The 26,396-nt window shown below is 37.0% G+C and carries 27 protein-coding genes and 1 pseudogene; 19 read left to right on the top strand and 9 right to left on the bottom strand.

Translation table 11 applies throughout. The annotated features are described in order from the left end of the window. The first annotated feature begins 105 nt into the window (after positions 1-105). A complete protein-coding gene (locus tag HMPREF1052_RS06820) occupies positions 106-1,047 on the top strand; it encodes an alpha/beta fold hydrolase (protein WP_005760796.1) in 942 nt (313 codons plus the stop codon). Between the two features lie 37 nt (positions 1,048-1,084). Here HMPREF1052_RS06820 and HMPREF1052_RS06815 read toward each other — a convergent pair whose 3' ends face one another. Beyond that, complete coding sequence (locus HMPREF1052_RS06815) at positions 1,085-1,804, bottom strand: MgtC/SapB family protein (RefSeq protein ID WP_005760915.1); 720 nt, start codon at positions 1,802-1,804, stop codon at positions 1,085-1,087. A 15-nt stretch (positions 1,805-1,819) separates the two neighbouring features. Next, entirely contained in the window at positions 1,820-4,396 is a 2,577-nt protein-coding gene (gene mutS / locus HMPREF1052_RS06810; RefSeq protein WP_005760793.1) for a DNA mismatch repair protein MutS, read from the bottom strand. 211 nt (positions 4,397-4,607) lie between these two features. On the opposite strand from mutS, the gene recA reads away from it, so the two are divergent. Together recA and recX are read left to right on the top strand one after the other, a co-directional pair. After that, entirely contained in the window at positions 4,608-5,672 is a 1,065-nt protein-coding gene (gene recA, locus HMPREF1052_RS06805) for a recombinase RecA (protein WP_005760727.1), read from the top strand. 89 nt (positions 5,673-5,761) lie between these two features. Continuing rightward, positions 5,762-6,223 carry a recombination regulator RecX gene (recX, locus tag HMPREF1052_RS06800; RefSeq protein WP_005760773.1) on the top strand — a complete coding sequence of 154 codons (462 nt, stop codon included), beginning with the start codon at positions 5,762-5,764 and terminating at the stop codon, positions 6,221-6,223. Positions 6,224-6,234: 11 nt separating this feature from the next. On the opposite strand, the gene HMPREF1052_RS06795 is transcribed toward recX, so the two are convergent. Both HMPREF1052_RS06795 and narQ read right to left on the bottom strand, forming a co-directional pair. After that, positions 6,235-6,780: a GNAT family N-acetyltransferase gene (locus HMPREF1052_RS06795; RefSeq protein ID WP_005760881.1), complete on the bottom strand. Its 546-nt coding sequence runs from the start codon at positions 6,778-6,780 to the stop codon at positions 6,235-6,237. An 8-nt stretch (positions 6,781-6,788) separates the two neighbouring features. Further along, positions 6,789-8,516 carry a nitrate/nitrite two-component system sensor histidine kinase NarQ gene (gene narQ, locus HMPREF1052_RS06790; protein WP_005760856.1) on the bottom strand — a complete coding sequence of 576 codons (1,728 nt, stop codon included), beginning with the start codon at positions 8,514-8,516 and terminating at the stop codon, positions 6,789-6,791. Between the two features lie 397 nt (positions 8,517-8,913). On the opposite strand from narQ, the gene napF reads away from it, so the two are divergent. The 16 genes from napF to HMPREF1052_RS06710 all read left to right on the top strand — a co-directional run bounded on the left by napF (position 8,914) and on the right by HMPREF1052_RS06710 (position 21,200). Then, the gene (gene napF / locus HMPREF1052_RS06785; protein WP_005760739.1) at positions 8,914-9,438 is read left to right on the top strand and encodes a ferredoxin-type protein NapF; all 525 of its coding nucleotides are present in this window, start codon (positions 8,914-8,916) and stop codon (positions 9,436-9,438) included. Next, a complete protein-coding gene (locus HMPREF1052_RS06780) occupies positions 9,435-9,719 on the top strand; it encodes a chaperone NapD (RefSeq protein ID WP_005760940.1) in 285 nt (94 codons plus the stop codon). Before napF ends, HMPREF1052_RS06780 begins: the two co-directional genes overlap by 4 nt. 33 nt (positions 9,720-9,752) lie before the next feature. Further along, positions 9,753-12,260 (top strand): nitrate reductase catalytic subunit NapA, encoded by a 2,508-nt coding sequence (napA, locus tag HMPREF1052_RS06775; protein ID WP_005760825.1) that lies wholly within the window; start codon positions 9,753-9,755, stop codon positions 12,258-12,260. Between the two features lie 106 nt (positions 12,261-12,366). After that, positions 12,367-13,281, top strand: coding sequence for a ferredoxin-type protein NapG (gene napG / locus HMPREF1052_RS06770; protein WP_005760729.1), 915 nt, complete (start codon positions 12,367-12,369; stop codon positions 13,279-13,281). Further along, positions 13,268-14,161, top strand: a complete 894-nt coding sequence (napH, locus tag HMPREF1052_RS06765) for a quinol dehydrogenase ferredoxin subunit NapH (protein WP_005760864.1) — start codon at positions 13,268-13,270, stop codon at positions 14,159-14,161. Before napG ends, napH begins: the two co-directional genes overlap by 14 nt. A gap of 19 nt (positions 14,162-14,180) precedes the next feature. After that, the gene (locus HMPREF1052_RS11250; protein WP_005760830.1) at positions 14,181-14,624 is read left to right on the top strand and encodes a nitrate reductase cytochrome c-type subunit; all 444 of its coding nucleotides are present in this window, start codon (positions 14,181-14,183) and stop codon (positions 14,622-14,624) included. A 12-nt stretch (positions 14,625-14,636) separates the two neighbouring features. Beyond that, positions 14,637-15,242 (top strand): NapC/NirT family cytochrome c, encoded by a 606-nt coding sequence (locus tag HMPREF1052_RS11245; protein WP_005760774.1) that lies wholly within the window; start codon positions 14,637-14,639, stop codon positions 15,240-15,242. A 105-nt stretch (positions 15,243-15,347) separates the two neighbouring features. Then, positions 15,348-15,626, top strand: coding sequence for a cell division protein FtsB (ftsB, locus tag HMPREF1052_RS06750; protein WP_005760949.1), 279 nt, complete (start codon positions 15,348-15,350; stop codon positions 15,624-15,626). Continuing rightward, on the top strand, positions 15,626-16,324 hold the full coding sequence (ispD, locus tag HMPREF1052_RS06745; RefSeq protein WP_005760761.1) for a 2-C-methyl-D-erythritol 4-phosphate cytidylyltransferase: 699 nt from the start codon (positions 15,626-15,628) through the stop codon (positions 16,322-16,324). Before ftsB ends, ispD begins: the two co-directional genes overlap by 1 nt. A 53-nt stretch (positions 16,325-16,377) precedes the next feature. Continuing rightward, complete coding sequence (gene ispF, locus HMPREF1052_RS06740; protein WP_005760764.1) at positions 16,378-16,854, top strand: 2-C-methyl-D-erythritol 2,4-cyclodiphosphate synthase; 477 nt, start codon at positions 16,378-16,380, stop codon at positions 16,852-16,854. Beyond that, positions 16,854-17,867, top strand: coding sequence for a tRNA pseudouridine(13) synthase TruD (truD, locus tag HMPREF1052_RS06735; RefSeq protein WP_005760735.1), 1,014 nt, complete (start codon positions 16,854-16,856; stop codon positions 17,865-17,867). The genes ispF and truD overlap by 1 nt, the downstream gene beginning before the upstream one ends. Before the next feature lie 36 nt (positions 17,868-17,903). Then, positions 17,904-18,644, top strand: coding sequence for a 5'/3'-nucleotidase SurE (surE, locus tag HMPREF1052_RS06730; RefSeq protein WP_005760901.1), 741 nt, complete (start codon positions 17,904-17,906; stop codon positions 18,642-18,644). A gap of 41 nt (positions 18,645-18,685) precedes the next feature. Continuing rightward, complete coding sequence (locus tag HMPREF1052_RS06725; protein WP_005760758.1) at positions 18,686-19,261, top strand: YqaA family protein; 576 nt, start codon at positions 18,686-18,688, stop codon at positions 19,259-19,261. An 11-nt stretch (positions 19,262-19,272) separates the two neighbouring features. Beyond that, positions 19,273-19,461: a hypothetical protein gene (locus tag HMPREF1052_RS06720; RefSeq protein ID WP_005760870.1), complete on the top strand. Its 189-nt coding sequence runs from the start codon at positions 19,273-19,275 to the stop codon at positions 19,459-19,461. 19 nt (positions 19,462-19,480) lie between these two features. Continuing rightward, positions 19,481-20,752, top strand: a complete 1,272-nt coding sequence (gene nlpD / locus HMPREF1052_RS06715) for a murein hydrolase activator NlpD (protein WP_005760782.1) — start codon at positions 19,481-19,483, stop codon at positions 20,750-20,752. A gap of 55 nt (positions 20,753-20,807) precedes the next feature. Beyond that, the gene (locus tag HMPREF1052_RS06710) at positions 20,808-21,200 is read left to right on the top strand and encodes a hypothetical protein (RefSeq protein WP_040596394.1); all 393 of its coding nucleotides are present in this window, start codon (positions 20,808-20,810) and stop codon (positions 21,198-21,200) included. Positions 21,201-21,298: 98 nt separating this feature from the next. Here HMPREF1052_RS06710 and HMPREF1052_RS06705 read toward each other — a convergent pair whose 3' ends face one another. The 5 genes and pseudogenes from HMPREF1052_RS06705 to HMPREF1052_RS06685 all read right to left on the bottom strand — a co-directional run bounded on the left by HMPREF1052_RS06705 (position 21,299) and on the right by HMPREF1052_RS06685 (position 26,385). Then, positions 21,299-21,688 (bottom strand): RidA family protein, encoded by a 390-nt coding sequence (locus HMPREF1052_RS06705; protein ID WP_005760909.1) that lies wholly within the window; start codon positions 21,686-21,688, stop codon positions 21,299-21,301. Between the two features lie 123 nt (positions 21,689-21,811). Beyond that, positions 21,812-22,903 carry a lactonase family protein gene (locus HMPREF1052_RS06700; RefSeq protein ID WP_005760898.1) on the bottom strand — a complete coding sequence of 364 codons (1,092 nt, stop codon included), beginning with the start codon at positions 22,901-22,903 and terminating at the stop codon, positions 21,812-21,814. 5 nt (positions 22,904-22,908) lie between these two features. After that, positions 22,909-24,327: pseudogene (locus HMPREF1052_RS11510) on the bottom strand (DASS family sodium-coupled anion symporter). Between the two features lie 15 nt (positions 24,328-24,342). Then, entirely contained in the window at positions 24,343-25,218 is an 876-nt protein-coding gene (locus tag HMPREF1052_RS06690; protein WP_005760801.1) for an amidohydrolase family protein, read from the bottom strand. A gap of 93 nt (positions 25,219-25,311) precedes the next feature. Beyond that, positions 25,312-26,385 (bottom strand): isocitrate/isopropylmalate dehydrogenase family protein, encoded by a 1,074-nt coding sequence (locus HMPREF1052_RS06685; protein WP_005760713.1) that lies wholly within the window; start codon positions 26,383-26,385, stop codon positions 25,312-25,314. Positions 26,386-26,396 lie beyond the last annotated feature (11 nt).

Below are 26,396 nucleotides of genomic sequence, written 5' to 3'. Positions count from 1 at the left end.
TTCCACCGCACTTTTTGTTTATAATGAAAAACCTTGTTGTAAATCTATTGGAAATTATTTTCCTTGTGATATTTGATATTTTTTAGCAAACTCTCTAAAACCACTATGCAAAATCGAGAACCGCACTTTAGTCAATTTGCACTTTCTGAGTTAATGCCCTTTGCTGAGCGTTTTCCATTAAATTATGTGAAAGGTAAAGGCAATATTGAAATTGCTTATCGTCATTTTACCCATCAACAAAATGGAAATGGACGATTAGTGATTTTAGTCAATGGTCGTGCAGAAAACTTATTAAAATGGACTGAAGTTGCTTTTGATTTTTATCATCATGGATATGATGTTCTAACCTTTGATCATCGTGGACAAGGTTATTCAGAACGATTATTAGCTGATAAAGACAAAGGTTATATTGATGAATTTCGTTTTTATACGGAGGATATGGCAAGGGTCATTCAAGAAGCTACAGATAAATGCGAATATAAAAGTTTGCATTTAGTGGCTCATTCTTTAGGGGCTTTAATTAGTAGCTATTATTTAGCTAATTATGATCATCAGATCCAGAGTGCCGTACTTTCTTCACCTTGTTATGGCTTACCGCTTAAACATCCCATTCGAGATCAATTATTGATTAGTTTAATGATGCTATTTGGGCAAGGTGAACGTTATGTACCAGGTAAAAAAGGTTATCAGCCAGCTAACTTAAATAGTAATGAATTAAGCTTTTGTAAAACTCGAATGAAATGGATGAATCGGATTAATCGTAACCATCCTGATATTCATTTAGGTGGGCCGACTTTTCGTTGGGTTCATCTTTGTTTAAGTGCTATCAAGGGATTGCCGTCGGTGATTCCACGGATAGAAATTCCGATGATGATTTTATATTCAGATAAAGAAAAAATTGTCGATAATAAAAATTTAGCAAAATTGACCGCACTTTTTCCTCAAGCTAAATTGGTAAAAATGGAAAATACCAAGCATGAAGTTTTGTTTGAAGGTGATCAACTGCGGCATTGTGCAATTACAAAAATACTTGATTTTTTTGAGTAAGTTTAGATAAAAAACCCCACTTTGTGGGGATTTTTGATTATGTGGTTTCCATATGTACGGCTAATACACCAGGTTGCATTTTTGCAAGCACATAGATATTTTGTAATTCATGAGATTCTTCAATTTCACATTGTAAAATGAGGTTAATTTCGCCATTGTATAAATCTTTAATGGAAATATCTTCAATTTTACAGTTGTTTTTCTTAAATAGTGCAGTGACAGCGCTAATAGTTTGAACTGAATTCAAATGTAAGGTAAAAGTCGCTTCTACTTCTTTTTCTGGTGGACGGCGATTATGAGCCAATTTCATTACATAAGGACTTAAACGGATTGCTACTAGAATCATTAACGTTGCAATAACCGCATCGAAGAAAAAGCCTGCCCCAGTGGCAATTCCAATGCCAGCAGCAGCCCAAATAATAGCGGCGGTTGTTAATCCTGAAATGGCATCATTATTTTTTCGTAAAATCACCCCTGCGCCGAGGAAACCAATACCACTGATGACTTGTGCCGCAAGACGCATGGGATCAGTTCGAATGTTATCAGAAACACCAGCATAATATTCTGCAGATTGAATAGATACAATTGTTAGAATGCAGGTGGTAATCGAAATAATGACACAGGTTTTGACCCCAACAGGTTTGTGTTTTAATTCTCGTTCTAAACCAATAAAAGCGCCTAAGCACATAGCCACTGATATTTTAATCAGAATTAAGATTTGAGGTGAGGTGATCACCTGATTCAAAAAGTGATTCATAAAAGAAAAATCCTACTAAACTAATTTTTTTAATTGATATAAATAAGCTAATGCCTGTTTAGGGCTAAGATCATCAGGATCTAGTTGATTAAGCATTTCCATGATGGCATTTTTACTATCATCTTCTTCTAGAAGATTAAGTTCGCCTTGCGTCTGATTCATAGCACGTAAGTCTTGAATTTTTTGATCTGCATTTTGTTGTGACAAACGTTCTAAGTTAGAAAGTTTTTGTTTCGCTAGTTTAATCACATGCTGTGGAACGCCAGCTAATGCAGCAACGGCTAGCCCATAACTTTTACTAGCTGCACCATCTTGTACCGCATGCATAAAAGCAATAGTATCGCCATGTTCTAGCGCATCTAAATGCACATTAGCAGTGCCTGCAATTTGTTCAGGCAAAATCGTTAATTCGAAATAATGTGTTGCAAATAAGGTTAATGAACGTAATTTTTTAGCTAACCATTCTGCGCAAGCCCAAGCCAATGAAAGTCCATCATAAGTTGAGGTACCACGCCCTATCTCATCAATCAACACTAAACTATTTGCTGTTGCTTGATGTAGAATATTTGCCATTTCTGTCATTTCCACCATAAAGGTTGAGCGTCCAGAAGCTAAATCATCAGAAGCTCCAATGCGGGTAAAAATACGATCAATAGGGCCGATTATGGCACTTTCAGCAGGTACAAAACTACCCATATAGGCCATTAAAGTAATTAATGCAGTTTGACGCATATAAGTACTTTTTCCTCCCATATTGGGCCCTGTAATAATCAATAAGTGGCGTTGTTGGTTGAGATTGACTGGGTTAGCAATAAATGGCTCTTTGAGCACTTGTTCTACTACGGGATGACGGCCATTTTCAATATATATGCCCACATTGTCGCTAAATGTAGGTGCCACATAATTTAAGGTTTCTGCCCGTTCTGCAAGATTAGTAAGGACGTCTAATTCAGAAAGTGTTAGGCTTGCTAATTGTAATGCTCCTAAGTGCGGTAATAATTGGTCAAAAAGTTCTTCATACAGTTGTTTTTCTAAAGCCAAAGAAGCACCTTTTGCTTTCAGAACTTTATCTTCATAGGTCTTTAACTCAGGAATAATAAAACGTTCCGCATTCTTTAGGGTTTGACGACGAACATAATGCATTGGTGCCTTATGTGCTTGACCTTGACTAATTTGGATGTAATAACCATGAACCGCATTAAAACCTACTTTTAAGGTATCAATGCCTGTTGCCTCACGTTCACGTAGCTCTAAGTCTTCTAAATATTTAGTTGCGCCCTCAGAAAGCGAACGCCATTCATCTAGTTCAGCATTATAACCTTCAGCAATGACTCCACCATCACGAATCAATAGTGGTGGAGTTTCAATAATAGCACGCTGTAATAAACTACAAAGCTCATCAAAATCGCCTATATGAGTTAAAAGTGCGGTGAAATTTCCAGAAATTTTTAGAATTTCTTTGATTTCAGGAATTTGCTCTAAGGCGGTACGTAAACGGGTTAAATCACGTGGGCGAGCCGTTCTTAATGCTACACGAGCTAAAATACGTTCCATATCTCCCACTTGTTGAAGATAAGGTTGTAATTCTGCAATTAAATCTTGTGCTAAAATATGCGTAATAGTTTGTTGACGGTATTTTAATTTTTCCACTTGGCGGATCGGTTGATGAATCCAACGTTTTAATAAACGGCTACCCATGGGTGTCACACATTTATCAAGCACTGATGCTAAAGTATTTTCTGTACCGCCAGAGAGATTTTGTGTCAGTTCTAAATTACGACGAGTTGCAGCATCTAGCTGAATATTTTCATTATTTTCAACTAAGGTAATGCTTTGAATATGAGGTAATGCAGTACGTTGCGTTTCTTTAGCGTATTGCAATAGACAACCAGCAGCACATAATCCAAGAATGGCTTTTTCTACCCCAAAACCACGTAAGTCTTTAGTTCCAAATTGACGATTAAGCAATTGCACAGCTGTGCCTAGTTCAAACTCCCAAATTGGACGACGACGTAAGCCTTTTGCATGTTCAATCAATGACATATCTGCAAAATCTTCGCAATAGAGTAACTCTGCTGGCGACAGCCGTTGTAATTCTGCTTTAAGGCTTTCTCGATCGGCTGGCTCAGCGATTTGGAAACGACCTGATGTCATATCTAGTGTTGCTAAACCGAAGCGATCTTTTTCCTGATAAACCGCAACAATGAGGTTGTCTTGACGTTCAGGTAGAAGATTTTCATCACTCACTGTACCAGGTGTCACAATGCGTACAATCTTACGTTCTACAGGGCCTTTACTAGTGGCTGGATCACCGATTTGTTCACAGATAGCAACAGGTTCACCGAGTTGAACTAATTTCGCTAAATAGCCTTCTACCGCATGATAAGGGACGCCAGCCATTGGAATGGGTTGCCCGGCAGATTGTCCTCGTTTGGTGAGGGAAATATCCAACAACGCTGCGGCTTTTTTAGCATCATCATAGAAAAGTTCATAGAAATCTCCCATACGATAAAACAATAGAATATCGGGGTTTTCAGCTTTTAATGCTAAATATTGGCGCATCATTGGCGTATGTAGATCTAGGTTTTCCATGAGGTTCCACTCGTTAATTAATCAAAACAAATAATTATTATACTGAATTGGTTTAAGGATTTCGAATATTCGCTTTTATTTATTTTTGTGAAGTAGATCGAAAAAAATTTAGGTGTAAATAAAAAGATCAAAAATTCACTTGATACTGTATATTATAACAGGTATTATATTGAGCAAATTTAGAAATAAATGCTTACTTTTGAGGTAGAAAATGGCGACGAATGATGAAAAATCCAAAGCTTTAGCGGCAGCACTAGGTCAAATTGAAAAACAATTTGGTAAGGGTGCTATTATGAAACTAGGTGATACTCAAGCATTAGATGTAGAGTCTGTTTCCACTGGTTCTATTGGTTTGGATGTGGCATTAGGTATTGGTGGTTTGCCAATGGGCCGTATCGTTGAGATTTTTGGACCTGAATCTTCAGGTAAAACAACCTTAACACTTTCAGTGATTGCGCAAGCACAAAAAGCAGGTAAAGTTTGTGCTTTCATTGATGCTGAACATGCCTTAGACCCGATCTACGCAGCAAAATTAGGTGTTGATGTTAAAGAATTATTAGTTTCTCAACCAGATAATGGGGAGCAAGCCCTAGAAATTTGTGATGCATTAGTGCGTTCAGGTGCAGTAGATGTGATTATTGTAGATTCTGTAGCAGCCTTAACGCCAAAAGCAGAAATTGAAGGCGATATGGGTGATTCTCATGTTGGTTTACAAGCTCGTTTAATGTCACAAGCATTACGTAAATTAACAGGACAGATCAAAAATGCTAACTGTCTTGTTGTGTTTATTAACCAAATCCGTATGAAGATTGGAGTGATGTTTGGTAATCCAGAAACAACCACGGGGGGTAATGCATTAAAATTCTATTCATCTGTGCGTTTAGATATTCGCCGTGTAGGTTCAGTAAAAGATGGCGATGAAGTGATTGGTAATGAGACTCGTGTAAAAGTAGTAAAAAACAAATTAGCAGCTCCTTTCCGTCAAGTGGACTTCCAAATTCTTTATGGAGAAGGTATCTCTAAGAATGGTGAATTAATTGAATTAGGTGTTAAACACAAATTTGTCGATAAATCAGGCGCTTGGTATGCGTACAATGGTGATAAAATCGGTCAAGGTAAAGCCAATGCGATGAAATGGTTGGCAGATAATCAAGCCGCAGCCGCAGAATTAGAAGGTAAAATTCGTGCTGAGTTGTTAGCAAATCCAGAACAAGCACTAATGGCTGATATTGAAGCTAATGATAAAGATGAATTTGATGGCGAAGATTTTGAATAAGCCATATTAAGAAAAAGTGCGGTAGATTTACCGCATTTTTTCTATTTAATTTTTACTCTTTTTATTTAGACTGAAATAAGGAATGTTAAATGTCTTCTCTTGCCTTTAGTTATGTTGTTAATTTGCTGGCTCGCCGAGAATATAGTGAGTTTGAGATTCGTTGTAAAATGCAAGAAAAAGCTTTTTCTGAAGAAGAAATTGATCAAACTATTGGACAGTTACAACAAAAGAACTGGCAAAGTGATAAACGTTTTACAGAAAATTATTTTCGAGCAAGAGCACAACGTGGTTACGGCATTAACCGTATTAAACAAGAGTTACGTCAACTCAAAGGTGTGCAATCTGAAACTATTAATGAGGTGTTAATAGAAACAGAAATTGATTGGTCTGAAGTGGCATTATCTGTATTATCAAAAAAATTTCCTGATTATCAATCTAAACAAGATCAAAAAACAAAACAGAAAATTTGGCACTATATGCTCTCTCATGGTTTTTATGCTGAAGATTTTAGTGATTTTTTAGGTCGTGGTGGAGATGAGGAATTTTACTAAAATTTTCTAAATTAATACCGCAGTTTTTCTGTGAGATTATTTTCTATCCCAGTTTGATAACCATACATTAAAAAAGTTTGGTAACTATCCCCCATATTAGCAATGTTTGGATAACGTCCCCATTGTTTAAAACCTTGTTTTTCAAAAGTTTTACGGCTAATAATATTTTCTTCAATCACATAAGCCATTAAGGTATTAATATCACGAGAAAGCATTTGCTCTTTCATAAATTGTAGAATGTGCGAGCCATAACCATGCCCTTTCGCATTATTATCTAAGTAAATACTAATTTCTACAGTATTATCAAAAGCTGCTCGTGGATAGAAAGGTGAGAAAGTACACCAACCAAGAATTTGAGGTTCTTGATTTAATTGAATAATATTATCCAAAACCCAAATGGGATATTTATCACTATTTAAATGAAATTCAAACCAACCTAAGCGACTTTCTTGGGTAACAGGTTCTAAATCTGCCGTGATTCGTCTAGTCGGAATGGCTTGGTTATAAATATCAATAATTTGTGGATAATCTAATTTATTGGCAACTCTTATAATCATATTTTTCGTTAGGATAAAGTATTAGATAGAATAATTTTTACTTCTGTGCCACCAGTATCTCGGTTGTGGATACTGAGTCTGGCATTTAACTGTTGGCTACGTTCTTGCATAATATTCAAACCATAATGACCATCTGGTTCATTTAAGCTTGGGATACCAATTCCATTATCTCGTACTAATAATTCTTGTTCTCCATCTTGATTTACGTGTGCAATTATCTCGATTAAGCTTGCTTTTGAATGTTTAATTGCATTAAGTGTTGCCTCTCGAACAATTTGTAATGCATGAATTAATTGCTGTGGTGTAAAGGTCTGTGATGGCAATGTACAATCAACGGTCATTTGAATATTCGTTTGATTACGTAATGAATCAATGACTTGTTCAAGTGCTAATTGTAAATTAGCTTCTTGTACGGTCAAGCGGAAAGTTGCTAATAATTCTCGCAATTGAATATAGCCATCACTTAAAGCTTGTTCGAATTCCTTAATAATATTTAAACTTATTTGCTTAGATTCAGGTTCATTTTTATGCAAATTATGTTTAAGTAAGGTGAGTTGAATTTGTAAAAAGGATAATACTTGTGCTAGAGAATCATGCAATTCTCGGGCAATAATTGAGCGTTCCTCCATTAACAGCAATTGTTGTTGCTGACGTTGGTTTTGATTTAAATAAAGTGCGCGCCCTAGTAATTGTGCGATATTTTCCATTCCACGAGGATCAGGGCAAGGTAAGCCTGCTTGCCAACGCAATACACCTAATTTATTGCCTTCGCTTCCAATAGTTTGTTCTTGCCAGCTTTGTGTCATTGATGCTTCACCAAGCTTAATATTCCATTGTGAAGATTCAATTAAATCTAATTCAAATGCACGGAGATGTTCAGTACCCATGACATGTTTTAGGACTTGCAATAGTTTATTGCGATTAATGTCATTTGTACTTAATTCTTGTGAGCAATGATATAACATGGCTAAAGAGCGGTTAATTTGATTTAACTTTTGAGTTTTTTCTGTAACTTTTTCTTCTAGGTTTGAATAGAGTTTATTCAGTTCGGCAGACATATGAGTGAACGACTTAGCTAAACGCCCCAATTCATCATTTTTATTTATATCTAGGGGAATGTGGTTGAATTGACGCATTTCCACTTGGATACTTGCACGTATTAATCGGTTAAGCGGATAGACAATTTCTTTATTGGTGTACCAGATTAAATAAGAGGCTAATATTACAATTAATAGCATGGAAATAATAAAAATTAGAACGGCAAACATAACCTTTTTTTCAGCAAATTTCTGCAATGCCAATACAAATTGATCTACTTGATCAACATAGCTAGTAATTTGAGACCGATAAGCTTGTTGCTTATTCTGTTGTGCATAAGTTTCCATTTCTTGCCAGCGACGCACTAAATTTGAATAGGCTTGTTTAACTTCTGTTGGTGTTAAAATGCTATGACGAATATTTACTAAGGAATTTGAATGGAGGCTAACACGGTATTGTCGTAGTCCTAAATCTAGTTTTTCAGGTTCATATTCCATGGTGTAAATAAGGCGATAGCTCTGCATACGTAGTGAGCCTGCTACATTAATTAATTCAGCATCAGATTCATTGCTCTGCATAATAGCGAAGCTAAATGATGTAATCACTCCTGCTAATGTGATAATAAGTAATAAATAATGTGCAATTCGAGTAGTGACAGATTTCTTTTTAATTTTTACTTTTCTGATTAAATCTTTCATTAGTTCTGTGCCTGTAAAGCATGGAAATAACCATTATGGAATATTGAGTAGAGCTAAATCATCATCTTTTTAATCAAGATAACTATTCCATAAACATTCATTTTTTGTGTACACAATATAAACTATGGTATCGCTTAATGCGAGTAGTGATAGTCAAATATATTTATATTTTTAGCTAATGCTATAAAAACAAATGTGACAAATTAGGAAAAAAATAGGAGGTTATTTATCAGTAATGTTAAGCGTTTGTAAAATAAAATAGTATTTATTGTTTCATATCAAAAAATATATTGATTTATCTGTATAAATACCCCTTTCGGGTGGTTCTTTATTGATGATATGCGGTCGATAATGCACCATCTGAGAAAGGTATCTCATGTAAATTAAGGGATATGGAATGATGGAAAAAGAGTTACCTCGTCGTCAATTTTTACGAGGTGGTTTTTTAAAATCATTACAGTCTGAAGCGATAAAACAACAAGGGTTTCAGGGTGTAAGACCACCTTGGGCAGTGGCTGAAGAGCAATTTATCACAAGTTGTACAAGGTGTGGCGATTGTATCCATGTATGTGAAACCAAGATTCTGGTGAAAGGTGCGGGGGATTATCCTGAGATCCAGTTTAGTCATGGTGAATGTACTTTCTGTATGAAATGTGTGGAAGTTTGCCAACAACCTATTTTTAGACCTAGAGCAGAATCTGCTTGGAAACATAAAATAGAAATTCAATCAGGTTGTTTAGCCTTGAATCATGTGGAATGCCGCACTTGTGAAGATAACTGTGAAAGCCGAGCGATTCGTTTTAAGCGTCAGCTTGGCGGTATTGCCACTCCAGAGGTTCAATTAGATAACTGTAATGGTTGTGGGGCTTGTATTTCAGTTTGTCCTGTACAAGCAATTAAACTTTATTATGAAGAGCAATGAAAGACGTAGAAAAGTTAAATATTATCAATAATCAAGATAATTGGTATGTTTGTAGTTTAATCGTGCAGGCACGTCCTGAGAAAATGGAGCAAGTTAAGAAAGCTATTCTTGCATTGCCTGGCACAGAAATTCATGCTGAGAAAATCGAAGATGGTAAGTTAGTGGTTGTCATGGAAGCCTCTCATCAACCGGAGCTAGCAAACAAGATTGATAAGGTGAAAGATATCTCTGGAGTGATAGTGGTATCTTTAATTTATAACTATTTAGATGAACAGAATTAACTGTATTTAAAATTAACTAACGTGGGGTATGTTATGGAACTCAATCGTAGAGAGTTTGTAAAAGCGAATGCTGCTGCGGCAGCGGCTGCTGCTGCAGGGATTGCGATTCCTGTAAAAAATGTATATGCCGAAACCGATGATTCAGGTATCCGTTGGGACAAAGCACCATGCCGTTATTGTGGTACGGGTTGTAGTGTACTTGTAGGGACTAAAGATGGTCGGGTAGTAGCAACTCAAGGTGACCCAGATGCAGAAGTAAACCGTGGTTTAAACTGTATTAAAGGTTACTTCCTATCTAAAATTATGTATGGTGCTGACCGTATGCAAACACCAATGTTGCGTATGAAAAATGGCAAGTTTGATAAAGAAGGTGATTTTACACCAATTTCTTGGGATCAAGCCTTTACCATTATGTCAGATAAAATCAAAAAAATTATTAAAGAGAAAGGCCCTAACGCAGTTGGCATGTTCTCTTCAGGTCAAACAACTATTTTTGAAGGTTACGCAAAAGTAAAACTTTGGAAAGGTGGTTTCCGTTCTAATACTATTGACCCGAATGCCCGTCACTGTATGGCATCAGCTGCGGTTGCATTTATGCGTACATTTGGTATGGATGAACCAATGGGCTGTTACAACGACATCGAAAAAACCGATGCCTTTGTACTTTGGGGTTCAAACATGGCTGAAATGCATCCGATTTTATGGTCACGTATTTCAGATCGCCGTTTATCAGATAACAAAGTTAAAGTTGTGGTTATGTCAACATTCGAACATCGTTCATTCGAATTAGCGGATACACCAATTATCTTTAAACCACAATCAGACTTAGCAATTTTAAACTACATTGCTAACTACATTATCCAAAATGATAAAGTTAATTGGGATTTCGTAAACAAACACACTAAATTTAAACGTGGTGAAACGGATATCGGTTATGGTTTACGTCCAGAACATCCTTTACAACAAGCGGCTAAAAATGCGAAAACTGCGGGCAAAATGTATGATAGTGATTTTGAAGAATTCAAAAAAATTGTTTCTGAGTATACATTAGAAAAAGCCCATGAAATTTCAGGTGTACCAAAAGAACAACTTGAATTATTAGCAAAAATGTATGCAGATCCTAACCAAAAATTAGTGTCTTTCTGGACTATGGGATTCAACCAACATACACGTGGTGTATGGGTGAACCAAATGATGTATAACGTACATTTGTTAACAGGTAAGATTGCTATTGAAGGTTGTGGACCATTCTCATTAACAGGTCAACCATCAGCTTGTGGTACTGCCCGTGAAGTCGGAACATTTATTCACCGTTTACCTGCAGATATGGTTGTTACTAATCCTAAGCACCGTGCAACGGTAGAAAAATCTTGGGGATTACCAGAGGGTTTCATCTCAGATCAATTAGGTTTCCATGCGGTTGCTCAAAGCCGTGCCTTAAAAGATGGCAAACTTAATTTCTTATGGCAAATGTGTACTAACAACATGCAAGGTGGTCCAAATATTAATGAAGAAATTTTCCCTGGTTGGCGTAATCCAGATAACTTCATTGTAGTATCAGACCCTTATCCATCAGTATCAGCAGTATCGGCAGATTTAATCCTTCCAACTTGTATGTGGGTTGAAAAAGAAGGTGCTTATGGTAATGCAGAGCGTCGTACTCAATTCTGGCGTCAACAAGTTAAAGGCCCTGGTGAATCTCGTTCAGATGTATGGCAATTAGTCGAATTCTCTAAATATTTCAAAACTGATGAAGTATGGCCAGAAGAATTGTTAGCGAAAGCGCCAGAACTTCGAGGCAAAACCTTATATGAAGTCCTTTATCGTAACGGCAAAGTTGATAGTTATAAAGTGCCTACAAATGTTCCTGGATATATCAATGATGAAGCAGATCACTTCGGTTTCTACTTACAAAAAGGTTTATTCGAAGAATATGCGGAGTTTGGTCGTGGTCATGGTCACGATTTAGCATCATTTGATACTTATCACCAAGTTCGTGGTTTACGTTGGCCTGTAGTGAAGGATGAAAAAACTGGCGAATATAAAGAAACATTATGGCGTTATCGTGAAGGTTATGATCCATATGTAAAAGCTGGCGAAGAAGTTAAATTCTATGGTAATCCAGATGGTAAAGCGGTGATTTTAGGGGTGCCTTACGAAAAACCTGCTGAAAATCCAGATGAAGAATATGATTTATGGTTATGTACAGGTCGTGTACTTGAACATTGGCATACAGGTACGATGACACGTCGTGTTCCTGAGTTACATAAATCCTTCCCAAATAACTTAGTATGGATGCATCCTGAAGATGCGAAGAAACGTGGTTTACGTCATGGTGATCAAGTGAAAGTAATTTCTCGTCGTGGTGAAATGATTTCTCATATTGATACACGTGGTCGTAACAAAACCCCAGAAGGTTTGGTTTTCTCAACATTCTTTGATGCGGGTCAGTTATTAAATAAAGTTGTACTTGATGCAACAGATCCAATTTCATTTGAAACCGACTATAAAAAATGTGCGGTTAAAGTGGTGAAAGTGTAGTTATGTTAGTGGGTGGGCGACTTTGCCCATCCAACTAAAATAAATAATTACATGAAAAGTGCGGTGTTTTTTTAACGAATTTTACCGTTCTACTAAGGAAACCACTATGAAAATGGATCCAAATCGTCGTCAATTCTTAAAAAATGCTACCCGTACTGCTGCTGGTGTGTGTGGTGTTGGTGTTATTTTAGGATTGCAACAGCAACAAAGTGTTGCCAGAGAGGGCGTAGCATTACGTCCACCTGGTGCATTACCAGAGAAAGATTTTTTAGCTGCTTGTACTCGTTGTGGACAATGTGTGCAGGCATGTCCTTATGACATGTTGCACTTAGCATCTTTACTTTCTCCTATGGAAGCCGGAACACCTTATTTCATTGCTCGTGATAAGCCATGTGAAATGTGTGTGGATATTCCTTGTATGAATGCTTGCCCTACGGGTGCTTTAAGTGAAGAGCTTAAAGATATCAATGATTCAAGAATGGGTTTAGCTGTATTGCTTGACCATGAGACTTGTTTGAACTGGCAAGGGTTGCGTTGTGACGTATGTTATCGTGTTTGTCCATTAGTGGATAAGGCGATTACATTAGAAAGAATACATAATGACCGTACGGTAATTCATGCAAAACTTATTCCAACTGTACATTCTGATGCTTGTACAGGCTGTGGTAAGTGTGAACAAGCTTGTGTATTAGAAGAAGCTGCAATTAAAGTGTTACCGATGGATCTTGCGAAAGGTTTATTAGGCCGTCACTATCGTTTAGGTTGGCAAGAAAAACAAAATGCGGGTAAATCTCTGGTTGAAGACGTTCATCCAGATGGTTTCCGTTCTTTTGATGCTCGTATGCCTGAGGGTAAGGTTGAACCAACATATCAACCTATGCAGGTTCAGCCAAACCAACGAGTGGCAACACCTAGTCGTGCAACCCAAGACTATGTGCCTAATTCAACTACAGTGGATGCGCCAGAACATTTCCCTAATTTAGATCTCAATCTTAAGGGGTTAAAAGATGGCACAAAATAATACTTTTAAAGCAAATTCTCCTAGAGATGTCGGACTTGAAGCTCGACAAAAATTAGGCTGGTGGCATGCCTACCGATTCATTATCCTACGTCGTTTAAGCCAATTAAGTATTATCTTAATGTTCTTAAGTGGCCCATTTTGGAATGTATGGATTTTGAAAGGAAATTATAGTGGTAGTTTATTGTTTGATACAGTTCCTATGACTGATCCATTAATGACTGCCGAAGTGCTTTCAACAGGTTATTTACCTGAGTGGAAAATGTTGATTGGTTCACTGATTATCGTTGCATTTTATGCAGTGGTAGCAAGTAAGGCCTTTTGTTCTTGGGTTTGCCCATTAAATATGGTGACTGATACCGCAGCATGGTTACGTCGTAAATTAGGTATTCGCCAATCGGCTAAAATTCCACGAGGATTACGTTATGCCATCCTTGTGATGATTTTAGTGGGGAGTGCAGTATCTGGAACTTTATTATGGGAATGGATTAATCCAGTTGCTGCTTTAGGTCGTGTGTTTGTATATGGATTAGGCGCAACATTATGGTTAGTAGCAGTAATCTTCTTCTTTGATTTACTGGTTGCTGAACATGGTTGGTGTGGTCATATTTGTCCAGTGGGTGCGGCTTATGCATTAATTGGTGCAAAAAGTGTAATTAAAGTGGGCGTTATTGATCGAGATCGATGTGACCGCTGCATGGATTGCTATAATGTCTGCCCAGAACCACAGGTTTTAAGAACACCATTACATGGTAATCCTGATGATAGCACAATTGTGTTATCCAAAGATTGTATTACTTGCGGACGTTGTATTGATGTCTGCCCTGAACATGTTTTTGAGTTTACCTCTCGTTTTGCGAAACAAGGTAACAGAATTATTTAATTACTATACGGAGTGAATTATGAGAAAGTATCTCATTATATTACTTACAATGATGGCTGGATTTGCATTTGCTGAAAGTAATATTGTAAACCAAACCGAAGTGCCTTCAAGTATTGAGGGAATCTCAGAAAAAGTTGAGCCTGCGTTTCAAAACCCACAAAAAAGTCGCAGTAATATTCCTGTGACTTTTATTAATCAACCTCCTCTTGTGCCACATAGTATTCGCGGTTTGCAAGTGACTAAAAATGTTAATCAATGTTTAGGTTGCCATGGTTTAGATTTTTATAAAACTACAGGTGCCCCACGTTTACCTCAAAGTCACTTTATTACTCGTGATGGTGAAGTGAAAGAAGGAGAATCACCACGCCGTTATTTCTGTTTACAATGCCATGTTCAACAAACTGATGTGGATCCTATTGTACAAAATAAATTTGAAACTATTAAACGTACTCAAAATAAATAATCGGGGTGATTTATGAAAGCATTAAAATCTTTTTGTAATTGGTTTAAATCACCAAGTAAAATGGCGGTTGGTGTTGTGGTTTTACTTTCTGCAATTGCGGGTGTTTTATTATGGGGTGGTTTTAATTTAGCAATTGAAGAAACGAGTACTGAAGAATTCTGTTCTCAATGTCATATGAATGATGTGGTGCCAGAATATCGTCAAACTATCCATTATACTAATCATAGTGGGGTGCGTGCCGCTTGTGCAGATTGTCATTTACCACATGAATTTATTCCTAAATGGGTTCGTAAAGTACAGGCTGCAAAAGAAGTATATAGTTATTTCATGGGGCATGTTGATACGAAAGAAAAATTTGAAGCTAAACGTTTAGAAATGGCACAAAATGAGTGGAAACGTATGAAAGCGAATAACTCTCAAGAATGCCGTAACTGTCATAACTTCAATTCAATGGACTTCTCACAACAAAAATCTGTTGCAGAGCGTATGCATACTGCTGCAATGGCTGAAGGCAAAACCTGTATTGATTGTCATAAAGGAATTGCTCACCAATTGCCAGATATGCACGGTGTTAAATCAGGTTTCTTGAGTGAAGATGCTAAAAAAGAAGAAAAATAATAAAATCTTGTGAAAACAGACCGCACTTTTTATAGGTGCGGTCTTTTTTTATCCCTCATTTTCCCCTACACTATAGACATTTTCAGTCCATATAAAAAGAATCAAATGCGCTTATTAATTTTAACTCTTACTGTGGTGCTTTTATTATTCCAATATGATTTTTGGTTTGGCAAAAACGGCTATTTAGATTATAAAGAAACCGCCAGTGAAATTGCTGTTCATAAAGAAGAAAACACTAAGCTTTCACAACGTAATCAAGTGGTTGCCGCGGAGATTAAAGATTTACGTGAAGGGGTGGATGCAATTCAGGAACGTGCACGGTTACAATATGAATTAGTGAAGCCTAATGAAACTTTCTATCGCATCTCAAAAGAAAATAAATAATGGCTGAATCTCGTTCAATTATTGCCGTCGTTCCTGCTGCTGGTGTGGGAAGTCGTATGCAAGCAGATAAACCAAAACAGTATTTACAGTTATTAGGTAAAACTTTATTAGAGCATACCTTAGATGTTTTATTGAGTTATCAACCTATTCAACAAGTAATTATTGCAGTTGCCGAAAATGATCCCTATTTACCTCAGTTAGCTATTACTGAGCATCCTAAAATTAAAGTGGTAAAAGGAGGGGCTAACCGAGCCGATTCTGTATTTAATAGCTTGCAAGTAATTACTGATAAAAGGGCTTGGGTAATCGTTCATGATGCAGCACGCCCTTGTTTAACTCATGAAGATTTAGATAAATTATTACAAATTACCGATGAGCAAGGTGCTATTTTAGCCATTCCCGCTGTGGATACCATTAAACGTGCAACATCACAGCTACAAATTCAAAAAACCGAAGACCGTAGTCAATTATGGCTAGCTCAAACTCCTCAATTTTTTCGTGTAGATCTATTAAGTCAAGCACTACAGTATGCAAGTGAACAAGGTTTAGTGGTAACGGATGAAGCTTCTGCTATGGAATTTTCTGGTTTTCGACCGCACTTAGTGGCGGGGCGTAGTGATAATTTAAAGGTCACCCGTCCTGAAGATCTTGCTTTGGTGGAGTTTTATTTAAGCCGTCGCTCAAATGTAATATATTAATTATCACGCTGGGCTTTGAGGCTCATTGGTGATTTAAAAGGAAAGGAATAGATATGATTCGAATTGGTCATGGTTTTGATGTGCACGCTTTTGGTGAATCTCGTCCATTGATAATTGCAGGTGTGGAAGTGCCTTACCATACAGGTTTTATTGCCCATTCTGATGGCGATGTCGCATTACATGCATTGACTGATGCCCTATTAGGTGCGGTTGCTTTAGGGGATATTGGTAAATTATTCCCTGATACTGATATGCAATTCAAAAATATAGACAGTCGTATTTTATTACGTGAAGCCTTTCGTCAAGTGCAAGAGAAAGGTTATAAAATTGGTAATGTGGATGTCACTATTATTGCTCAAGCCCCTAAAATGCGTCCTCATATTGATGCTATGCGTACTGTGATTGCCACAGATTTACAATGTGATTTAACGCAAGTGAATGTAAAAGCTACGACTACTGAAAAACTCGGTTTTACTGGTCGAGGTGAAGGCATAGCCACTGAAGCTGTAGCATTATTGGTAAAAGTCTAATGTTAGCCCTTGCTTATTTACAAACTCCACCAAAACAGACCGCACTTTTAAAGTCAGAATGTGCGGATTTTATTGTGAAAGAAGAACTTGGCTATGAAATGTCAGGTGAGGGAGAGTTTGTCGCAGTTAAAGTACGTAAAACAAATAACAACAGCATTTATGTGGGTGAACAATTAGCAAAATTTGCGAGAGTTCCTCTGCGCAATATGGGCTATGCAGGATTAAAAGATCGTAAAGCTATTACTGAACAGTGGTTTTGTTTACAAATGCCAGGTCAAGCAACACCTGATTTTAGTCAGTTCAAAATGGATGGTGTGGAAATTTTGCAAGTAACAAGACATCATCGAAAAATTCGTATAGGCAGTTTAGTTGGTAATTATTTTGAAATCTTACTGCGTAATATTGTAGAAACTGATGAACTAAAAGTGCGGTTAGAAAAAATAAAAAATTTTGGATTTCCTAATTATTTTACTGAACAACGCTTTGGTAAAGATGGTCATAATCTTACTCAAGCTATGCGTTGGGCAAGAGGTGAAATTAAAGTTAAAGATCGTCAAAAACGTAGTTTTTATTTATCTGCAGCTCGTAGTGAAGTATTTAATTTGGTCGTGTCTGAACGTATCCAACAAGGTGTGGCAAACCAAGTATTAGCTAATGATATTCTGCAATTAACAGGCTCACATAGTTGGTTTGTGGCAGATGAAAATGAAGATTTAGCGATTTTGCAAAACCGTTTAGCACAACGAGATTTACAACTGACCGCCCCTCTTATTGGGGAAACCGCTCAAGTTGCTTGTCAACTTGAAAATCAAATAGTGGGGCAGCATCAAGAGATCATTCACTTGATGAAACAGCAACGTATGAAACCAACTCGCCGTCCAGTTTTAATGCAGCCACAAAATTTTCAATGGGCATTTGGCAAAGATGGACTCACCTTAAAGTTCTACTTACCTGCGGGGAGCTATGCTACCGCTTTAGTACGTGAATTGGCGGTGGTGGATGAAACAATTTAATAATTGATTAGATAATATAATTTTTCGGATAATAAAATGAATATACTCCTTTCTAATGATGATGGTTACCATGCAGAAGGTATTCAAACTTTAGCAGTAGAACTGCGTAAATTGGCTGATGTCACTATTGTTGCACCAGATCTCAATCGTAGTGCTGCCTCAGGTTCATTAACCCTTGTGGAACCTTTACGTCCTCGTCGTTTAGATGATGGAAATTATTGCGTCAATGGAACGCCTGCAGATTGTGTTCATTTAGCACTCAATGGTTTTTTATCTGGTCGTATAGATCTTGTGGTTTCAGGTATTAATGCAGGGGTAAATTTAGGTGATGATGTTCTCTATTCAGGAACAGTTGCGGCAGCATTAGAAGGCCGCCACTTAGGTTTACCAGCAATTGCAGTATCATTAGATGGTCGTCAGCATTATGATACTGCGGCACGTATTGTATGTGATCTCATTCCTAAATTACATACACAGCTGCTTAATCCTCGAGAAATTATTAATATTAATGTTCCAGATCTTCCTTATGAACAAATTAAAGGAATTAAAGTTTGTCGGTTAGGATATCGAGAATCAGCAGCGGAAGTAATTAAACAACAAGATCCTCGAGGAGAAAATATCTATTGGATTGGGCCAGCAGGACTGCCAAAAGATGCTTGTGAAGGGACTGATTTCGATGCGGTAGCAAACGGATATGTGTCAATTACCCCAATTCAGGTTGATATGACCTCTTATCCTTCAATGAAGGCTTTACAAGACTGGTTAGAAAGTGAATAATTAATCAGTTCTATGCACAACTTATAGTTAAGGGCATTATTTTGAAAATTTTCGGTGCAATGTATGATAAAACGATGGAGTGGTCAAAACATCGTTTTGCAACATTTTGGTTATGTTTAGTCAGTTTTATTGAAGCTATTTTTTTTCCTATTCCGCCTGATGTGATGTTGATTCCAATGTCAATGTCAAAACCGAAAACAGCGATCAGATTAGCACTTTATACAGCTATTGCATCAGTTATTGGTGGTATGATTGGTTACGCTATCGGTTATTATGCCTTTGATTTTGTGCAAAGTTATATTATTAAATGGGGTTATCAACAACATTGGGATACTGCGATTTCTTGGTTTAAAGAATGGGGTATTTTAGTTGTTTTTGTGGCAGGATTCTCACCGATCCCTTATAAAGTTTTCACCATTGCTGCTGGTGTGATGCAAATGGCTTTTATTCCATTTGTGATTACTGCTTTTGTTTCACGGGCAGCACGTTTTTTATTAGTCGCTAAATTAGCTGCTTGGGGCGGTGAACGTTTCGCAGCTAAACTACGTAAGTCAATAGAAGTGATTGGCTGGGCGGTAGTTGCTTTAGCAGTGATCGCATATTTGATTTTAAAATAGGGTTGAATAAAATGAAAAAATTAGCAATTTTGTTGTCTATGATTGCAGCGTTGTCTGCTTGCTCGTCTGCTCCAGAAGTAAAAGATGAGAATGCTTTACCAAATGGTATTATGCAACCTGTAGAAGGAACAGGAGCCGTTGCAGGCGGTAGTTTTATGCCTGAAGTTCAGCAACAAAGCATGCCTGCAAATATGAAATAATTAAAGGAACATATAAATAATGAAAAAATCATTTTTGTTATTACCTATTGCTATTGCAGTTTTATCTGCTTGTAGCTCTTCGTCAAATTCACCAGCACCTGTAGAAAGTGTAGATGGTTCGTTAAGCCCAGGTATAATGCAACCTGTCGATAATAGTTCTTCTGGATCCTGGCAACCTGAAGTACAGCAGAGTTCAATGCCTGCAACAATGAGTGGTCCTGTGACTACAACTCCAACTATGCCAGCATCAATACCAAGTGCACCAGTAGCCACTCAGCCTGCGGTGCAAACCTCTGTTACGCCACAAACCAAAACAGTGTGTAAAACTGTGACGAAACAAAAACCAAAAATAGACAAATCTGGTGCAACATCAAGTAAGAATTTAGAGATTCCTCGTAATTCAACAACGAATGCTCCTGATTATAGTAAGATTGATAAAGGCTTCTATAAGGGTAGCACTTATACGGTGAATAAAGGCGATACAATGTTTTTAATCGCTTATATTTCTGGTATGGATGTAAAAGAATTAGCCGCATTAAATGGCATGTCAGAGCCTTATAACTTAAAAGTTGGTCAAACATTGAAGGTTGCTAATGGTTCAGCAGCTTCAAGTAAAACTGAGACTCAAACAGTGACAGAACAACAATGTACAGAGGTGCCAGTTGAACCATCAATTACATATACTGCAGGGGCTAATGGTACGCAATATGGTTCTGATGGAACAGTCACTGGACCAGTTAAAGCCTCTGCTGGTGCTGCTGCACCTACAGTTAATACTACAGGACCAATTGTGGCAAGTGCGGGTAATGCAGTAGCTAATCCAGGTGTAACAGCAGGAACTGCAGGAACAATGACAGCTACTGCAACCACCGGTGGTGTGATAGCTGGTACTGCATCAAGTACGCCAGCGCCAGTTTCTAATATTGCTTGGAAATGGCCAACCACAGGTAAGGTTATTCAAGGCTTCTCTGATTCCGATGGTGGTAATAAAGGGATTGATATCAGTGGTTCAAAAGGTCAACCAGTTTATGCCGCTGCAGCTGGTCGAGTAGTGTATGCAGGTAATGCATTACGAGGTTATGGTAACTTAATCATTATTAAACATAATGATGGCTTCTTAAGTGCTTATGCTCATAATGATAGCATTTCTGTAAGCGATCAAGAAGAAGTGAAAGCGGGTCAACAAATTGCGAAAATGGGTAGCTCTGGTACGAATAGTACTAAGTTACACTTTGAGATTCGTTACAAAGGTAAATCAGTGGATCCAACCCGTTATTTACCAAGACGTTAATTTAGGTTGATGGAAAAGCTGATCTGTTGGATCAGCTTTTTTATTGGAGAATAAAATGAAATTCAAATTATTCGTAGGAACTATGGTTATGGTTTTATCGGCTTGTTCTACAGCTGAATCAGAAACACTACTAGTGGGTGCTGATCGTGATGAACATAATTGTATTTCTTCTGCTGGCTATAGTTGGTCGGAACTAAAACAACAATGTATTCGGCCTTTTGATATTGCAGATATTAAATTAGCAGATCCAGATAATCAAACTTTGGCAATTTATGTCATCTTATCAGAGGATAAAAGCCAGGCAGAAATCTTGAAATCTGACCTTAATCCTAGTCAAAAAATTTTTGATGTAGTGAAAGGGGGATATATCTCAAAAGATAATTCAATGCGTTTAATGAATACCAAACAAGGTTGGAAGTTTTTCAAAGAGATTAAGAAAATTTTTTAAATTTTGACCGCACTTTTGATAAGTCTGGTATAAGTTTTCCATATATAAAAGGCAGAAGATTAATTTATCTGCCTTTTATTTTTTAGTTGTACTATAAGTTATTTACGCACAGCAATAGCTTCAATTTCTAAACCAACATCTTTGGGTAAACGAGCGACTTCTACGCAAGAACGTGCTGGAAAATTAGGGTGATTATTTTCTTTAAAGAAGCGTTCATATTCCGCATTGACTGTGCCAAAATCATTTAGGTCTTTTACGAATACAGTAGTTTTTACAATATCACCAACGGTTAAACCTGCCTGTTCAATAATGGCTTTTACATTTTCTAATGATTGGCGTGCTTGTGCGGTGATATCTGTAGGGACTTCACCTGTAGCAGGATTTACTGGAATTTGTCCTGAAGTCATTACTAAATTACCTAAATCGACAGCTTGTACATAAGGACCAATTGCAGCAGGGGCTTTTTCTGTATGAATAACTTTAGTCATCATTTTCTCCTTTTATGATAAATGGTAGGATTTTATTTTACACCGCCAAGTTGCAAAAACAATGAAAAAAGACCGCACTTGGAGTCAAAGTGCGGTCAACTTGTGGAGAATTTTATGATTATTTTAAATAAAACAGATAAAGGTTGGGCTTTTGTTTGCAATAATAGTCCCTGTGGGTTCTAAATAACCATTATCAGGATTAACTTTTAACTGAACGATATTATCACTATCTTCGTTAGCAATATAAAAATACTTATTATCTGGTGATAAAGTCGTGAATCTTGGAGTTTTTCCGCCTGATTCAAACCATTTCTGTAATTTTAATGTGCCATCTGTTTGTACATAAAATAGTGAAATACTGTTATGAATACGGTTAGAAACGTATAAAAATTTACCATTTTGATGTAATTGAATTTCACTAACATCATATTTGCTATTGATATCTAAGGTTTTAATTTCTTGTAATTGTTTTAATTCCCCTGTTTCATCATTAAAAGAGAACACTGTAACTGTACAATCTAATTCATTTACACAATAAATGAATTTATTGCTTGGATGTAAACAAATATGGCGAGACCAACAGCCCTCTGTAGTTATAGCGATGTGTACTAGTTGATAGTCATCTCCGACGATTTTATACACTTGCACCATGTCAATACCATTTCCAGCTTTACGACCTTGATTTGGCACTAACATAAATTTGCCAGAATTATCAAATAAGGTTTGATGTGGGCGAGATAAACTTTTATCTTGATAGCTTGGATCTTGTTTACCAGGTATAAAAATAAATTTATCTGTTGACACCACATTGTTATCTACATCGAAATTTAATATGGCAATATTTCCGCCTTCATGATTAGCAATAAGTAAATGTTGTGCATCAGGCGTTAAACAAGAACATACGGGATTATTACGTCGTTCTGGTTGTAAGTCTTTATTAGGATGACGAGGGCCTGTTGTTACTGAATTTATATAACTTAGTTGACCATTTTGTTTGTTAAATTTAAATTGGCTGACTTTTTCTCCATCACCATAAATCACGTAAAGTTGTTGGCGTTTGTCGTCAAAGGTCAGCCAAGAAGGATTATCAAAAGGTACAGACATGGTATAAAGATGTTGCCATTGATTATTGACAACTTCATATACTTCAATACCTTTGCCACGAGCATTACGGAACTCTGAGGTGCGACAACCTGTTAATGCATATTGTTTCATTATGATTATCCCCATAGTCCTAAAATATTCCACCACATTGGGCCGACTAATGCGTAGATAATTAAGTAGATAGCTGATAATACGAAACCAATAATCCACCAAGTTCTTAAGCTGGTATATCCTGAACCAAAGTAAATTGGTGCACAACCCATTGAATAATGAGTTAAACCTTGGAAAATAGGGGCAATAAAGCTAAAAGTTAATACAGCTAATATTGGAGGAACACCAGCGGAAATAGATACCGTTACGAATGGAATATACATTGCCACTACGTGAGCTGTGCCACTAGCAAAGGCATAATGTGAGTACATATACACAATAGCAAGAGTTGCAAGAATCATAGGCCAGGAAAGACCCGTTAAGTGACCAGATACTGTTGTAGCAAACCAAGGTACAAGTCCAAATTTTGTTAATAAACCAGCTAAACCGATAATTCCACCCATCCATACAAAAGTATCCCAAGCCGCACTATCAGTACAAGCATCTTTTTTCCAATTAATTAGGCCTGTTATTACAGAAAGTACAACCGCTAACATTGCAATTGCAGTGATATTGAAGCCTGTCAATGAAGCAGTTGACCATAAAAGAATTGCTAATAGGAAAATAGTTAAAGTTAATTTTTCTTGGAATGTTACTGGACCACATTCAGCCAAACCTTTTTCTGCAAGATCTCGAGCTAAAGGGGTTTTTTTGATGCTTGGTGGTGATAATTTATAAATTACAAATGGAGTTACAATAATTGCAATTAAGCTTGGTAATAATGCCGCTAAGAACCAAGTTCCCTAAGAAATACTAATATTGAAAGATTCTTGTGCTAACGAAAGTGAAAGTGGAACCCCTGCCATGGCGGTCATAAATACCGCAGAGGTTACACAGTTACCTTGGAATTCACATTGCATTAAGAATGAGCCAAACGAACGGTTTTCATTTTCTGGTGTAGAATTGAATGCATCACAAAGGCTACGTACAATCGGATAAATTGAGCCAGCACGTGCAGTATTAGAGTCCATTGCAGGACTGAGAATTAAGTCTGTGACGACAATAATGTAGCCTAAAGACAATGAGCTTTTCCCAAAATATTTGATGAGTAAATAGGCAATGCGAATGCCTAACCCCGTTTTAATAATCACTTTAGAAAATAGAAAAGCTGAAAGTACCAACCATACGGTACTGCTGTTATATCCACTAAGTGCTTCACCTAATTTTAATACTCCAGTAAATACTGCAATAGGTAATGAAATCAGTACGGTTGTACCCATTGGGAATGGTTGGAGAATAAAACCTAAAATCGTTGAAACGAAGATCGCAAATAAATGCCAGGCTTTCGGTTGTATGCCTTCAGGAATTGGGGCAAACCAAATGAGTATTCCTATAGCAACACAAATAAGCGCATTTACGAAATTTTTATTTTGTAAAATACTCATATAATAACTCCGCTATTATTTAAAAAAGAATGTTGTTGGGTTATCGACAAAAATTTTTTGCCGCATGGCATCACTGCCTAACCAGGAATTAAATAATGCAAGAAAATATCTATCATCAGGCATATTTTTGTGTGATGAAGTTAAATTAGGGTGAGGCCAATCTGATCCCCACACTAAACGTTCAGGCGCAATTCGAAGAAATTCTTTCGTAATTTGCTCTAAATCTGAGAAGTCTGTTTTTGTAGAGGTATGATAAGGGCCGGATAATTTAACCCAACAATTTTGTTGATCAATTAGTTTTAATAATTGCTTCCAGAATGGATGTTTGAAAGCTGTTGGCTGTTTCAATTGTGCATAATGATCAAAAATAATTGGATTTTTAATTTTAGTTAAAAGTGGGTAGAGTTCAGATAATTGATCAGCTTTTGCATGAATTTGAATATGCCAATTAAATTCATGGACTCTTTCAGCTAAAGTTAGTAAATTGTCTGCGCTCGCATAATTACCCGCACCAAAGTTAAACCGAATTCCAACGACACCTTTATCAGCTAAATCTTGTAATTGTTTGTGAGTAAAGCTTTCGTCAATTACCGCTTCCCCACGACAAAGTTTACCTCCTTTTTCTAGAGCATCTATTAAGCAGCGATTATCTACACCATAAGAAGATGGTTGAACCAAAATATGTCGTTCTACCCCCATATATTTTTTGAATTGGACAAAATCATCCATTGTTGCATTGGGTAAATCACGAGTATCTTCAGGTGTATATGGAAAATTGCGATTGAAAATATGATGGTGGCAATCGCATGTATGGTTAGGTAATTTAAAATTTTGCTCAATTACATTTTTAAATTGAAAAGATGTGAATTTGATATCAGTTTCATTAGTCATAAATAAGACCTCTATAATAGAGGTTATTTATAACCTCTATTATATTCATGCATAGTTTCAGTTAGCACCTGAGTGCTAACTGATTCACTATAATTAGAGATTTTTAACAATTTTCGCAACAGCTTCACTAAATGCGGAACATGTTGATTTACCACCAAGATCAGGGGTTCTTGCGCTTGGATCTTCTAATACTTTATCCACGGCTTCTGTCATTGCTTTAGCTGCTTTTATTAATTCAGGTTTGTTATGTTTGTTACCCATCCATTCGACCATCATGGCTACAGATAAAATCATTGATACTGGGTTCGCCTTATCTTGCCCTGCGATATCTGGAGCAGAACCATGTTGTGCTTGAGCACAGCAATATAAGTCACTTGCCATAATTGAACCTGCAAGACCAAGACTACCAGATAATTCACTGGCTAAGTCACTGATAATATCGCCGTAGAAATTAGTTGCGACTAATACGTCAAAACGTTCAGGAGTTCTTACTAAGTGGGCTGTTGATGCATCGACTAATAAATCATTTAATTCAACTTCTGGGAATTCTTTAGCTACATCACGAACTGCTTCTAAGAACAAGCCATCAGTCATATGGAAACTGTTTGCCTTATGAATTGCAGTAACTTTCTTACGACGAGTCATGGCTAATTCAAAAGCTTTACGTGCAATACGTTCACTACAATGGCGAGTAATTTTACGAATTGAAAGAGCCATATCTGGAGACGGCATTACTTCCCCCCAACCTTGGGTCATGTTGCGATCTGGATAGAAGCCTTCGGTTGCTTCACGCATGATCACTAAATCAATACTTTTACCTGGGCTCATATTTGTTGGTAAGAATGGGCGAGAGCGTGCTGGACGTACGTTTGCATATAAGTCTAAACCGATACGGAAGCCAGCTGAAACATTACGACCACCTTTTTCGGGTTTTGGATAATCAGCATGTGATTGAGTACCCAAAATAATTCCATCATAGGTTTTAGCTTTTTCTAATGTTTCTTGGCGAAGGGTCGTGCCATACTTTTCTAAACTAGGAAAACCGACTTCTTCATAATCAAAATGAAGATCTAAATTGTATTTTTCATTAGCAGCTTGTAGTACTTTTACTGCACCAGCTGTAATTTCAGGACCAATACCATCGCCAGGTAATACGATAATTTTCATAGTAAAACTCC

It is taken from the genome of Pasteurella bettyae CCUG 2042 (assembly GCF_000262245.1).
Classification (GTDB): domain Bacteria; phylum Pseudomonadota; class Gammaproteobacteria; order Enterobacterales; family Pasteurellaceae; genus Basfia; species Basfia bettyae.
The sequence above is the reverse complement of the archived record's forward strand: the minus strand, read 5'-3'. Positions and strand labels throughout refer to the sequence as shown.